General features: G+C 64.4%; 11 protein-coding genes. 9 read left to right on the forward strand and 2 right to left on the reverse strand.

Features of this window, described 5'->3' with window-relative positions; all coding sequences use genetic code 11:
- Nucleotides 1–44 precede the first annotated feature (44 nt).
- From infB to pnp, 5 genes are all read left to right on the forward strand, one after another.
- A complete protein-coding gene (infB, locus tag AC0L3A_RS07015; RefSeq protein ID WP_007598342.1) occupies nucleotides 45–2,750 on the forward strand; it encodes a translation initiation factor IF-2 in 2,706 nt (901 codons plus the stop codon).
- Nucleotides 2,751–2,906: 156 nt separating this feature from the next.
- A complete protein-coding gene (rbfA, locus tag AC0L3A_RS07020; protein WP_007598344.1) occupies nucleotides 2,907–3,338 on the forward strand; it encodes a 30S ribosome-binding factor RbfA in 432 nt (143 codons plus the stop codon).
- On the forward strand, nucleotides 3,335–4,453 hold the full coding sequence (gene truB, locus AC0L3A_RS07025; RefSeq protein ID WP_007598345.1) for a tRNA pseudouridine(55) synthase TruB: 1,119 nt from the start codon (nucleotides 3,335–3,337) through the stop codon (nucleotides 4,451–4,453). The genes rbfA and truB overlap by 4 nt, the downstream gene beginning before the upstream one ends.
- 3 nt (nucleotides 4,454–4,456) lie before the next feature.
- Nucleotides 4,457–4,726 (forward strand): 30S ribosomal protein S15, encoded by a 270-nt coding sequence (rpsO, locus tag AC0L3A_RS07030; RefSeq protein WP_007598346.1) that lies wholly within the window; start codon nucleotides 4,457–4,459, stop codon nucleotides 4,724–4,726.
- A 376-nt stretch (nucleotides 4,727–5,102) separates the two neighbouring features.
- On the forward strand, nucleotides 5,103–7,256 hold the full coding sequence (gene pnp / locus AC0L3A_RS07035) for a polyribonucleotide nucleotidyltransferase (protein WP_473253906.1): 2,154 nt from the start codon (nucleotides 5,103–5,105) through the stop codon (nucleotides 7,254–7,256).
- 242 nt (nucleotides 7,257–7,498) lie between these two features.
- On the opposite strand, the gene katG is transcribed toward pnp, so the two are convergent.
- The gene (katG, locus tag AC0L3A_RS07040) at nucleotides 7,499–9,667 is read right to left on the reverse strand and encodes a catalase/peroxidase HPI (protein ID WP_007598348.1); all 2,169 of its coding nucleotides are present in this window, start codon (nucleotides 9,665–9,667) and stop codon (nucleotides 7,499–7,501) included.
- 114 nt (nucleotides 9,668–9,781) lie between these two features.
- On the opposite strand from katG, the gene AC0L3A_RS07045 reads away from it, so the two are divergent.
- The 4 genes from AC0L3A_RS07045 (at nucleotide 9,782) to AC0L3A_RS07060 (ending at nucleotide 12,797) form a co-directional block, all read left to right on the forward strand.
- Nucleotides 9,782–10,708: a hydrogen peroxide-inducible genes activator gene (locus tag AC0L3A_RS07045; RefSeq protein ID WP_007598349.1), complete on the forward strand. Its 927-nt coding sequence runs from the start codon at nucleotides 9,782–9,784 to the stop codon at nucleotides 10,706–10,708.
- Between the two features lie 7 nt (nucleotides 10,709–10,715).
- Complete coding sequence (locus AC0L3A_RS07050) at nucleotides 10,716–11,180, forward strand: GNAT family N-acetyltransferase (protein ID WP_007598350.1); 465 nt, start codon at nucleotides 10,716–10,718, stop codon at nucleotides 11,178–11,180.
- Between the two features lie 91 nt (nucleotides 11,181–11,271).
- The gene (locus AC0L3A_RS07055; protein ID WP_473253907.1) at nucleotides 11,272–12,099 is read left to right on the forward strand and encodes a hypothetical protein; all 828 of its coding nucleotides are present in this window, start codon (nucleotides 11,272–11,274) and stop codon (nucleotides 12,097–12,099) included.
- 101 nt (nucleotides 12,100–12,200) lie between these two features.
- On the forward strand, nucleotides 12,201–12,797 hold the full coding sequence (locus AC0L3A_RS07060) for a glutathione S-transferase family protein (protein ID WP_007598352.1): 597 nt from the start codon (nucleotides 12,201–12,203) through the stop codon (nucleotides 12,795–12,797).
- Here the strand turns inward: AC0L3A_RS07060 and fabI are convergent.
- Nucleotides 12,794–13,594 (reverse strand): enoyl-ACP reductase FabI, encoded by an 801-nt coding sequence (gene fabI, locus AC0L3A_RS07065; protein ID WP_007598353.1) that lies wholly within the window; start codon nucleotides 13,592–13,594, stop codon nucleotides 12,794–12,796. The two genes, AC0L3A_RS07060 and fabI, sit on opposite strands and share 4 nt — an antisense overlap.
- Between the last annotated feature and the right edge of the window lie 132 nt (nucleotides 13,595–13,726).

The following is a 13,726-nucleotide window of genomic DNA, read 5'->3' on the forward strand; positions in this document are numbered from 1 at the left end:
TGCGGCAACGCACAAGACAACAAGATCAGGATTAGGACTGCTTAATGGTTGATACCAAGACCCCTGGCGACAAGAAGCTGAGCGTTCCGAGCAAGACGCTATCGCTCAAGCCGCGCGTCGAAACGGGCACCGTGCGCCAGAGCTTCAGTCATGGCCGTAGCAAGCAGGTCGTGGTCGAGAAGCGTGGCAAGCGCCGTGTCGACGGCAGCCCCGAGCCGCAGGTGGCCGAGGTGGCGAAGCCCGCGCCGGCCGCCGCCGCGCCCAAGCCTGCTCCGGCCCGCCCCGCGCCGCCGCGCAACGCCGGCTCCGGTGTGGTGCTGCGTACGCTGACCGAGGACGAACGTTCCGCCCGCGCCAGCGCGCTGGCCGATGCCAAGGTGCGCGAAGTCGAAGAGCGCCGCCATGCCGAGGAAGAGGCCCAGCGCCGCGCGGTCCGCGAAAGCGCCGAGCGTGCCGATCGCGAGGCTGCCGAGGCCCGTCGCAAGGCCGAGGAGGAGCGTCACCGCCACGAAGAGGAAGCCAAGCGGAAGGCCGAAACCGAGGCCAAGAAGCGTTTTGGCGAAGGCGAGCAACCGCAATCCGCGGGCCGCCCTGCAACGGCGACCTCGGCCGCTCCTGCAGCGCGGCCAGGAGCGCCGATGGCGCGGCCCGGTACAACCACCACGGCACGCCCGGGAACAACGACCGCGCGGCCCGGAACGACCACGCAGCGGCCGGGAGGCCCGGTGGGCCGCGCCCCCGCTGTCGCAGCCGGACCGGACGAGGACGAAGGTCCGCGCCAGATCCGTCGCGGCCCCGGCGGCGCTGCGCGGCCTGTGGTCGCTCCCAAGCCCACCCACAAGCCCGGCCCGCAGAAGGAGCGCGGCCGCCTGACGGTCGTCACCGCCTTCAATGCCGACGACGTCCGCGAGCGCTCGATCGCCTCGTTCCGCCGCCGCACCCAGCGCCTGAAGGGCCATGCCGCGAACGAGCCGAAAGAAAAGCTCATCCGCGAGGTGGTCATTCCGGAAGCGATCACCATCCAGGAGCTCGCCAACCGCATGTCGGAGCGCGCGGTGGAAATCATCCGCATGCTGATGAAGCAGGGCGCGATCCACAAGATCACCGACGTGATCGATGCCGACACTGCGCAACTGATCGCCGAGGAGCTTGGTCACACCGTCAAGCGCGTTGCCGCGTCCGACGTTGAAGAAGGCCTGTTCGACGCCATCGACGATTCCACCGACACCGAGCCGCGCTCGCCGGTGGTGACCGTGATGGGTCACGTCGACCACGGCAAGACCTCGCTGCTCGACGCGCTCCGTCATGCCAATGTCGTCTCCGGCGAAGCCGGCGGCATCACCCAGCATATCGGCGCCTATCAGGTGCTGTCGCCCGAAAGCGGCAAGAAGATCACCTTCATCGACACGCCCGGCCACGCCGCGTTCACCGCGATGCGCGCCCGCGGCGCCAAGGTCACCGACATCGTCGTGCTGGTGGTTGCGGCCGACGACGGCGTGATGCCGCAGACGATCGAAGCCATCAACCACGCCAAGGCGGCGCGGGTGCCGATCATTGTTGCGATCAACAAGATCGACAAGCCCGACGCCAAGCCCGAGCGCGTGCGCACCGAGCTGCTCCAGCACGAGGTGCAGGTGGAATCCTTCGGCGGCGAAGTCGTCGACGTCGAAGTGTCGGCGAAGAACAAGACCAATCTCGACAAGCTGCTCGAGATGATCGCGCTCCAGGCCGACATCCTCGACCTCAAGACCAATTCGGATCGTCCGGCCGAAGGCACCGTGATCGAAGCCAAGCTCGATCGTGGCCGCGGTCCGGTCGCGACCGTTCTGGTCCAGCGCGGCACGCTCCGTGTCGGTGACATCATCGTCGCCGGCGCTGAAATGGGCCGCGTCCGCGCGCTGATCTCGGATCAGGGCGAGACGGTGCAGGAGGCAGGTCCGTCGGTGCCGGTCGAGGTGCTCGGCTTCAACGGTCCGCCGGAAGCCGGCGATCGTCTCGCCGTGGTCGAGAACGAAGCCCGCGCCCGCCAGGTCACCAGCTACCGCGCGCACCAGAAGCGCGAGAACGCGGCTGCCTCGATCTCCGGCATGCGCGGCTCGCTCGAGCAGATGATGTCTCAGCTGAAGACGGCGGGCCGCAAGGAATTCCCGCTGATCATCAAGGCCGACGTGCAGGGCTCGCTGGAAGCGATCCTCGGCTCGCTGGAGAAGCTCGGCACCGACGAAGTCGCCGCGCGTATCCTGCATGCCGGCGTCGGCGGCATCTCGGAATCGGACGTGACGCTCGCGGAAGGCTTCAACGCCGCGATCATCGGCTTCTCGGTTCGTGCGAACAAGGAGGCCGCTGCGGCCGCCAAGCGCAACGGCATCGAGATCCGTTACTACAACATCATCTACGACCTCGTGGACGACGTGAAGAAGGCCATGAGCGGCCTGCTCGCGCCGACCCTGCGGGAAACCATGCTCGGCAATGCCGCGATCCTGGAGATCTTCAACATCTCCAAGGTCGGCAAGGTCGCCGGCTGCCGCGTCACCGATGGCACCGTGGAACGTGGCGCCAACGTGCGTCTGATCCGCGACAACGTCGTCGTGCACGAGGGCAAGCTGTCGACGCTGAAGCGCTTCAAGGACGAAGTGAAGGAAGTCCAGTCCGGTCAGGAATGCGGCATGGCCTTCGAGAACTATCACGATATGCGCGCCGGTGACGTCATCGAGTGTTACCGCGTGGAGACGATCCAGCGCTCCCTGTAAGTCCAAATCTTACCGAAGCGCCTGGATCTTTTTTGAACTGAATTGCGGGAGTGCGATGGCCGGATTTTTTCCGGCCATCCACCCCTCTTCGTTTCAGCAAGACAAATGACAATGCCCGTGTCCCAAAAGCGGGCATGACGAGGTGATTTTCAGACCATGCCCCGCCATCATCAGAAAAAGAGTTCCGCGTCCGGCGGCTCGCAACGTCAGTTGCGGGTCGGCGAGCAGGTTCGCCATGCGATAGCCGAGATTCTGGCGCAAGGCAGCGTGCATGATGCTGACCTCGAAGGCCACATCATCACCGTGCCGGAGGTGCGGATGTCGCCCGACCTGAAGCTCGCGACAGTCTACGTGATGCCGCTCGGTGGCCGCGACACCGAGGTCGTCCTCGCTGCGCTCGAGCGCAACAAGAAATTCCTGCGCGGCGAGGTCGCGCGGCGCGTTAACCTGAAATTTGCACCTGACCTTCGCTTCCGCGTCGACGAACGATTCGACGAAGCGGAACGGATCGAGAAGCTTTTGCGAACACCCGCGGTGCAGAAGGACCTGGAACAGGATCCGGATACGGATCGGGAAGAAGAACGATGACGATGGACCCGGCTCACGGCACGATCGGCGGCGAAGAGGCCGATCAGCTCGACGTGCAGAAAAATAATTTTGCGGATGTGAGCGGCAATTCTCAGCCGCACCAGGAGCCGCGCCGCGTCAACAACGATCCGCGCGCCAACAAGCAGAAGGGCAACCAGCCGCGCCGCGACCGCCGCGACGTCCACGGCTGGGTCGTGCTCGACAAGCCGATCGGCATGACCTCGACGCAGGCCGTTGCTGTGCTCAAGCGCCTGTTCAACGCTAAACGCGCCGGCCATGCCGGCACGCTCGATCCGCTCGCCTCCGGCGGCCTGCCGATCGCGCTCGGCGAGGCCACCAAGACCGTCCCCTTCGTCATGGACGGCCGCAAGCGCTACCGCTTCACGGTATGCTGGGGCGAGGAGCGCGACACCGACGACATCGAGGGCCGGGCGACCGCAACCTCGGACCAGCGCCCGACCCGGGAGGCCATCGAGGCCCTGCTGCCCCGTTTCACCGGGGTGATCCAGCAGATCCCGCCGCGCTATTCCGCGATCAAGGTCCAGGGCGAGCGCGCCTACGACCTCGCCCGCGACGGCGAGATCGTGGAACTGGCCCCCCGCCCCGTCGAGATTCACCGTTTAAGCCTTGTAGATCAACCGGATAGTGACCGGGCCGTGTTCGAGGCCGAGTGCGGCAAGGGCACCTATGTCCGCGCGCTGGCCCGCGATATGGGCCGGATTCTCGGCACTTACGGCCATATCTGCGCGCTGCGGCGGACCCTGGTCGGCCCATTTGGCGAGAACGACATGATTCCGCTGGATCAGTTGGAGGCTTTGTGCGATAGAGCCGCGTCCGGCGAGGGTAGCCTCGCCGACGCGCTTATGCCCGTTGAGACCGCGCTGGACGACATCCCGGCACTGGCCGTCACTCGGGCTGATGCGGCAAGGCTCCATCGGGGCCAAGCCGTTTTGTTGCGCGGACGGGATGCGCCCACTTGTAGCGGCACAGTCTATGTCACGGTGGCAGGCCGGCTTCTCGCGCTTGCCGAAGTCGGCAATGGCGAAATCATCCCCAAGCGTGTGTTCAACCTGACCGGCCTGACTGCCAGCGCCGATCGCAACGAGAGAAATTGACCGATGTCGATTGCCGCAGAACGCAAAGCGGAAGTCATCAAGACGAATGCCAACAAGGCCGGCGATACCGGCTCGCCAGAGGTTCAGGTCGCGATCCTGTCGGAACGCATCGCCAACCTCACCAACCATTTCAAGACCCACGTGAAGGATAACCATTCGCGTCGCGGCCTCTTGAAGCTGGTCTCGACCCGCCGCTCGCTCCTCGACTATGTGAAGAAGAAGGACGAGGCGCGTTACAAGGCGCTGCTCGAGAAGCACAACATTCGTCGTTAAGAGTTCTTGCGCGCGCCAACCGGCGCGCGTTTTCGCGCGTGATTTCGAACGAAAGCGTTTGTTTAAAGGTTTTTCGTCGAGGCTGCGTGCGCGTCGGATGCGAGCCGTTGACGGCGAGCATCCGGGCATGATGGGCGAACACCGCGCTTCGGTGTTCGCGTTCGTGCCGACTGACAGTCCAGCAGCAATCCGGCGGCTGGGCACAACGGGCAAGGCGCCCGTATGACCCGAAGGGATGGACGCCATCCGAAATCCAAAAACCATGGCAGGATCGCAGGACGCTGATCGCCCGCTTCGATCAACGTCCCGCAATCTTGCGCATGGTTTTTGTTTTTCGACCCGTCCTTCTTTCGAGAACCCATGAAAGAAGACCTCTATGTTCAATAAGCATTCAGTCGAGATCGACTGGGGTGGACGCCCTCTCAAGCTCGAAACCGGCAAGATCGCCCGCCAGGCCGACGGCGCCGTCGTCGCGACCTACGGCGAGACCGTGGTGCTCGCCACCGTCGTTGCCGCGAAGTCACCGCGCGAAGGCGTCGACTTCCTGCCGCTGACCGTCGACTACCAGGAGAAGACCTACGCAGCCGGCCGCATTCCCGGCGGCTATTTCAAGCGCGAAGGTCGTCCGACCGAGAAGGAAACGCTGGTCTCCCGCCTGATCGACCGCCCGATCCGTCCGCTGTTCGTCGACGGCTGGCGCAACGAGACCCAGGTGATCGTCACCGTGCTCTCGCACGACATGGAGAACGATCCCGATATCGTCGCGCTGGTGGCCTCGTCGGCTGCGCTGACCCTGTCGGGCGCTCCCTTCAAGGGCCCGATCGGCGCCGCGCGCGTCGGCTTCGCCAATGACGAGTTCATCCTCAACCCGACGCTCGACGAGATGGTCGACACCCAGCTCGACCTCGTCGTCGCCGGCACCGCAGACGCCGTGCTGATGGTCGAATCGGAAGCCAAGGAGCTGAACGAAGAGATCATGCTCGGCGCCGTGATGTTCGGTCACCGCCACTTCCAGCCGGTGATCAACGCGATCATCGAGCTCGCCGAAAAGGCCGCGAAGGAGCCGCGCGAGGTCACCACGATCGACAATTCGGCGCTCGAAAAGGAAATGCTCGGCATGGTCGAGCAGGAACTGCGCGCCGCCTACGCCATTCCGGTCAAGCAGGATCGCTACGCCGCGGTCGGCAAGGTCAAGGAAAAGGTGATCGCGCACTACTTCCCGGAAGGCCAGGAGCCGAAATACGACAAGCTGCGCATCGGCGGCGTGTTCAAGGAGCTCGAAGCCAAGATCGTTCGCTGGAACATCCTCGACACCGGCAAGCGCATCGACGGCCGCGATTCCAAGACCGTGCGCAACATCGTCGCCGAAGTCGGCGTGCTGCCCCGCGCCCACGGCTCGGCCCTGTTCACCCGCGGCGAGACCCAGGCGCTGGTCGTGACCACGCTCGGCACCGGCGAGGACGAGCAGTACATCGACGCGCTGTCGGGAACGTACAAAGAGACGTTCCTGCTGCACTACAACTTCCCTCCCTACTCGGTCGGTGAGACCGGCCGCCTCGGCGGCACCAAGCGCCGCGAGATCGGCCACGGCAAGCTCGCGTGGCGCGCGATCCACCCGGTGCTGCCGCCGCACCACGAATTCCCCTACACCACGCGCGTGGTATCGGAGATCACCGAATCCAACGGCTCCTCGTCGATGGCTTCGGTCTGCGGCGCCTCGCTCGCGCTGATGGACGCCGGCGTGCCGTTGAAGCGGCCGACCGCGGGCATCGCGATGGGGCTGATCCTCGAAGACAAGCGCTTCGCGATTCTCTCGGACATCCTCGGTGACGAGGACCATCTCGGCGACATGGACTTCAAGGTCGCCGGTACCGAGCAGGGCATCACCTCGCTCCAGATGGACATCAAGATCGAGGGCATCACCGAAGAGATCATGAAGGTCGCGCTCGGCCAGGCCAAGGATGGGCGTATCTACATCCTCGGCGAGATGTCGAAGGCGCTGACCAACGCCCGTGCCGAGCTCGGCGAATACGCGCCGCGCATCGAGACCTTCAAGATCGCCACCGACAAGATCCGCGAAGTGATCGGCACCGGTGGCAAGGTGATCCGCGAGATCGTCGAGAAGACCGGCGCCAAGGTCAACATCGAGGACGACGGCACCGTGAAGGTCGCCTCCAACGACGGCGAGGCCATGAAGGCCGCGATCAAGTGGATCAAGTCGATCGCCTCCGATCCGGAAGTCGGCCAGATCTATGACGGCACCGTCGTCAAGGTGATGGAGTTCGGCGCTTTCGTGAACTTCTTCGGTTCCAAGGACGGTCTCGTCCACATCAGCCAGCTCGCCTCGGCGCGCGTGCAGAAGACCTCCGACGTCGTCAAGGAAGGCGACAAGGTCAAGGTCAAGCTGCTCGGCTTCGACGACCGCGGCAAGACCCGCCTGTCGATGAAGGTGGTCGACCAGGAGACCGGCGAAGACCTCGAGGGCAAGGGCGAGAGCCAGCAGCCCGCGCGCGAAGCGGCCGGCGAGTAAATCTCGCTACCTGCCAGACACACGAAGGGCGGCCTCGCGGCCGCCCTTTTTGTTTGTGTTCGTTTGTGCCTGCTCCGGCCGATCTGCGCTCCCTCTCCCGCTTGCGGGAAAGGGTCCGGGAGAGGGTTGCTTCCGCAGAGAGACTCCCAATGAGGAGAGAGCCCTCACCCGCCGCGCGGGACGATGCTTCGCATCGCCCGGAGCGCGTCGACCTCTCCCGCAAGCGGGAGAGGTCAAACACCTCAAGCCGCGATGTCGTAGCGGTCGAGGTTCATCACCTTGGTCCAAGCCTTGGCGAAGTCCTTGACGAACTGCTCCTTGGAATCCGACGTGGCATAGACCTCGGCGTAGGCGCGAAGCTGCGAGTGTGCGCCGAAGATCAGGTCGATGCGCGTGCCGGTCCACTTGACCGCGTTGGTCTTGCGGTCGCGGGCCTCATAGGTGCCGTCGGTGCCGGCCGGCGTCCACTGCGTGCTCATGTCGAGCAGGTTGACGAAGAAGTCGTTGCTCAGCGTTCCCACCTTCGAGGTGAGGACGCCGTTCTTCGAACCGTTCGCATTGGCACCGAGTACGCGCAGACCGCCGACGAGCACCGTCATCTCCGGACCGGTAAGCCGGAGCAGCTGCGCACGATCGACCAGAGCTTCCTCGGGCATCATGAACTGCTGCCGCTTGCCGATGAAGTTGCGGAAGCCATCGGCCCGCGGCTCCAGCGGAGCAAACGAAGCGGCGTCGGTCTGCTCCTGCGAGGCATCCATGCGGCCCGGCGTGAAGCCGACCTTGACGTCGACGCCGGCATCCTTGGCGGCCTTCTCGACCGCGGCGGTGCCGCCGAGCACGATGAGGTCCGCCAGCGAGACCTTCTTCGCACCGGATGACGCGTTGAAGTCCTTCTGGATCGCTTCGAGCTTGCCCAGGACCTTCGAGAGCTGAGCCGGCTCGTTCACCTCCCAATCCTTCTGCGGGGCGAGGCGGATGCGCGCGCCGTTGGCGCCGCCGCGCTTGTCCGAGCCCCGGAACGTCGAGGCCGACGCCCAGGCGGTCGAGACCAGCTCCGAGACCGACAGACCCGAAGCCAGGATCTTGGTCTTCAGCGAGGCGATATCCTGCTCGCTCGCGAGCTCGTGATTCACGGCCGGGATCGGGTCCTGCCAGATCAGCGTTTCCTTCGGCACCAGCGGGCCGAGATAGCGTTGGATCGGGCCCATGTCGCGATGGGTGAGCTTGAACCAGGCGCGGGCAAAGGCGTCCGCGAACTGATCGGGATTCTCCAGGAAGCGGCGCGAGATCTTCTCATAGGCCGGATCCATACGCAGCGACAGATCGGTCGTCAGCATCGTCGGCCGATGCTTCTTGGACTTGTCGAAGGCGTCGGGAATGATCGCCTCGGCGCCCTTGGCCGTCCACTGCTGCGCACCGCCCGGGCTCTTCGTCAGCTCCCATTCGTACTTGAACAGGTTCTCGAAGAAGTTGTTGCTCCACTTCGTCGGCGTCGTCGTCCAGGTCACCTCGAGGCCGCTGGTGATGGAATCGCCGCCAATGCCCGAAGCGTGCTTGCTCTTCCAGCCGAGGCCCTGATCCTCGAGCGCGCCCGCTTCCGGCTCCGGTCCGACCAGCGACGGATCGCCGGCACCATGGGTCTTGCCGAAGGTGTGGCCGCCGGCGATCAGCGCGACGGTTTCCTCGTCGTTCATCGCCATGCGGGCGAACGTCTCGCGGATGTCCTTTGCCGCGGCGATCGGATCCGGCTTGCCGTTCGGGCCTTCTGGATTGACGTAGATGAGGCCCATCTGCACCGCGCCGAGCGGCTCGGCGAGCTGACGTTCGCCGCTGTAGCGCTCATCGCCCAGCCACGTGCCTTCGGGACCCCAATAGAGCTCTTCCGGCTCCCACACGTCGGCGCGGCCACCGGCGAAGCCGAAGGTCTTGAAGCCCATCGACTCCAGCGCGACGTTGCCGGCCAGCACCATCAAATCGGCCCAGGAAATCTTGCGGCCGTATTTCTGCTTGATCGGCCAGAGCAGACGGCGTGCCTTGTCGAGATTGGCGTTGTCGGGCCAGCTGTTGAGCGGCGCGAAACGCTGCTGTCCGGCGCCGGCGCCACCGCGACCGTCGGTGGTGCGATAGGTGCCCGCGCTGTGCCAGGCCATGCGGATCATGAGGCCGCCGTAGTGACCGAAGTCGGCGGGCCACCATTCCTGCGATTCGGTCATCAGAGCGGTCAGGTCCTTGATGACCGCGTTCAGGTCGAGCGACTTGAATTCCTTGGCGTAGTCGAAGTCCTTGTCCATCGGGTCGGACTTGGCCGAATTCTTGTGCAGCATCTCGATGCTGAGCTGGGTCGGCCACCAATCGCGGTTCGCCGGCACACGTTTTCCACCCGAAAACGGGCACTTTGAAGTGTCGTCCATGAATACCTCCTCTGGTGGCGTCGAACTCGCGCCATTGACCAGGTAGAAGCACTCTAGGCTTCACGTTCGATCAGGGGAAGTTGACTTTAATGATCGCAGCGATAAGATTTTCTGATGCTAAATCTCACGCTGCGCCAGCTCCGGTATTTTGACGCCCTGGCGCGTCACAATCATTTCGGCCGCGCGGCTGAGTCCTGTTCGATCTCGCAGCCGGCCCTGTCAATGCAGATCAAGGAGCTGGAGGAGGCGCTCGGCGGCCTGCTGCTGGAGCGCAGCGCTCGGCAGGTGGCGCTGACCCGATTTGGCGAGGAGCTCGCGCAGCGCGTCCGCGACATTTTGCGCTCGGTCGACGAACTCGGCGATTTCGCCCGCGCCTCGCAGGACCGGTTCTCCGGACGGCTGCGCATCGGCATGATTCCGACGATCGCGCCCTATCTGCTGCCGACGATCACCAAGAATTTGACGCGCATGCATCCGGAGCTCGACATCCGCGTGCGCGAGACGATGACGCCGCGGCTGATCCAGGAACTGGTGGAAGGCCGACTCGATACCGCGATCGTTGCGCTCCCGGTGTCGGAGCCCTCGCTCACCGAGGTCGCCCTGTTCGAGGAAAAATTCCTGCTGGTGCGGCCGAGCGCAGATGAGGGAACGCCGGCACCGTCGCGGGAGATGATGCGCGAGATGCGGCTGCTGCTGCTCGAAGAGGGGCACTGCTTCCGCGATCAGGCGCTGTCATTCTGCAACATGCAATCGGCGCCGCCGCGCGAGATGCTGGATGCCAATTCGCTGTCGACGCTGGTCCAGATGGTCAGCGCCGGCATCGGCGTCACCTTGATCCCAGAGATGGCCGTGTCGGTGGAGACGCGATCGGCCTCGGTCTCGCTCGCGCGCTTCCGCGACCCGCAGCCGTCACGCACCATCGGCATGGTCTGGCGCAAGACCAGCCCGCTGGCGCGGCAACTCCTGCAAATCTCCGAGGTGGTGTGCCTGTCGGCGGGCAAGGTGCGCGCGCGCCCATCCGTGCGCAGCAAGCCGATTTGAGCCCTCGATGTCGCATCCCATCATCCGCCCGGCCCGCGCGGACGAATACGACGAGATCGGCCGCGTCTGGATGGAGAGCTGGGTCTCGACCGGGCTCGGCGAGACGAGTGAATTCCTGCTCGCAAACCTGCGTGCACGCGTCCGGCGCGAGATCGAGGACGGTTGGAGCCTGTTCGTCGCCGACGACGACGGCACGATCGCCGCAATGCTGGCGCTGCATTTGCCAAAACTCTATCTCGACATGCTGTTCGTCGCGCCCGCCTATCAGGGCCAATCGCTCGGCCGCCAATTGCTCGCCTTCACGCGTACGCAAATGCCGGACGAGATGTATCTGCGCTGCGTCCGCGAGAACGAGAAAGCCTGGCGCTGGTACGAGCGCGAGGGCTTTGTGTTCGAGAAGCAAGAGATCGAGCCCTCGAACGGGTTTGTGATGAAGTATTATAGATGGAAGCGGCAGCGGCCCTCCGCATAGACAACGATCTTCTGATGCAGCTTGCGGTTGTCACGATCCCAACTTAGTGTGGCATCTCCGATGTCCTCCTGCCGCTGCTCCCCTGGAATCCATGTTTCGATCTGCTGCCTCATTGCTCGTCCTGCTGTCCTTTCTGGCTCCGGCAGTAGCGCAAACCCCTTCCGCAACCACCGCATCTCCCGCACCGGCAAAACCAGCTGCCAAGAAGGCCGCGCCGAAGGCCAAACCGGTGGCGAAGCAGCCGGTCGCGGTCGAGAGCGGCCCGTGCCGGCTTGGCGTGATCTCGGTGATCAGCGAGCGCTATTCCGTCCAGAAATTCGGGCTGACCATTTTCGAGAGCGAGGAGACCGAGATTCCCATCGACTGGGGTCTCGACGATCTCGTGTTTGCGCGGGTTAAAGCCGCAACGGGTGGCGATCCCGGTGTTCGCAGGATCGCCTACCCCAAGGGGGCCTTCGAACCCTTCTACAATCCGAAATCGCGATTCATTCCCGATCCCAACGAACGCCTGCCAGCGATCGTGCGCGGCATCACTCCGAACGGGAGCTGCGCTCGCTATCTGGTTGCGACCACGTACAAGGGAGAACTGCCGGGCACCCGCCTGATGTTAAACGGCATCGGCACATTCAATCAGGGGCTCGGAAATCTGATCCGGCATTCGCATTTGTTCGCCAACATCTCGATCAACCTGATCGACGGCAGAAGCTATGAGGAAATCAAGCGCCCCTTTGTGAATTTCGGCGCGAACTTCGCCGCAAGTCTGCGGCTGACCGAAGACCCGCTCACCAAGCTCGACAACTCGCTGTTCCCCGAGCCGCCCGCGGCAGCTTCAGCCAACGCGACGCTGCGCGAGAGGACACGAACACTCGTCGCAGATAGGCTCGACCGCGGACTCCCCGGCTATCTCAAGGAAGATTGAGCCGGAGCATTCCATACCTGGCGTAGTGCATTGCGGATTCGCTGCGGACGCGCCATGAAATTGCGCGCTGTTCGGCTGCCACCGATGAAAGGTCCGCTTCCATGATCAAGCTCTATTGGTCGCCCCGTTCGCGCTCATTCACGACGCTCTGGCTGATGGAAGAGAGTGGCCTGCCGTATGAGCGCGTGCTGACGGACATCTCGACCGGCGCACAGAAGGCGCCGGACTACCTGAAGGTCAATCCGATGGGCAAGGTTCCGGCGCTGACCGACGGCGATGCCGCGCTCGGCGAAGCCGCCGCCATCTGCGCCTACATTGCCGATCGCTATCCCGAGACCAGGCTAGCCCCAGCCGTGACGGACCCGCGCCGTGCGCGTTACCTGCAATGGCTGTTCTTCTCGCCGGGCTGCATCGAACCCGCCATCATCCAGATCTTCACGAAGATCGAGATCCCGACATCGACCGCGGCCTGGGGCAGCGCAACGCAGGTCTTCGACGTGCTGGAAGCCGCGCTTGCCAAGGGGCCGTGGGTCCTCGGGGAGGAATTTTCCGCCGCCGACATCACGATCGGCTCGGGCCTGAACTTCGCGGTGCGCCTGTTCAAGATGGTGCCGTCGCGCCCGGCCTTCGAGGCCTATCTCACCCGCTGCATGGCACGGCCGGCGTTCCAGCGCGCGGAGCAGATCGCGGCGGGTTAGTCCTGCGTCTTCATATCATCCGGCCTCGGCATCAGGACGATGTTGTAGCCGCTATCGACATAGTGGATCTCGCCGGTCACGCCGCCGGAGAGATCCGACAACAGATACAGCGCCGAGCCGCCGAGCTCGTCGAGCGTGACGCCGCGGCGGAGCGGGGAATGCTTTTGCATGAAGGCGAACATCGCGCGCGCCTCGCCGATGCCGGAGCCGGCGAGCGTGCGGATCGGGCCGGCGGAGATCGCGTTGACGCGGATGCCGCGCGGTCCGAAGTCGGAGGCGAGATAGCGCACCGAGGCTTCCAGCGCCGCCTTGGCCACGCCCATCACGTTGTAGTTCGGCATCGCGCGTTCCGAAGCGCCGAAGGTCAGCGTGATCATGCTGCCGCCCTCCGTCATCAGCTCGGCGGCGCGTTTTGCCACTTCCGTGAAGGAGAAGCAGGAGATCACCATGGTGCGCGAAAAATTCTCGCGGCTGGTGTCGGCGTAGCGGCCCTTGAGCTCGTTCTTGTCGGCGAAGCCGATCGCGTGGATGACGAAGTCGAGCTTGCCCCATTTTTCGCGGAGCACATCGAAGGTGGCATCGACGCTGGCGATGTCCTCGACGTCGCAGGGCAGCACCATGTCGACGCCAAGCTGCTCCGCCAACGGCTTGACGCGCTTGCCCAAGGCCTCGCCCTGGAAGGTGAAGGCAAGCTCGGCGCCATGGGCATGCAGCGTCTTCGCCATGCCCCAGGCGATCGAATGATCATTGGCGATGCCCATGATCAGACCGCGCTTGCCTTTCATCAAACCTTCCATTTCACGGTCACCTTTCACTTTCCGCTTTCGTCATGCCCGGGCTTGTCCCGGGCATCCACGCCCTTCGAAGCCGGAGGCCAAGACGTGAGCAAAGACGTGGATGGCCGGGACAAGCCCGGCCATGACGAGAAA

This window comes from Bradyrhizobium sp. MI1.3 (assembly GCF_055811695.1).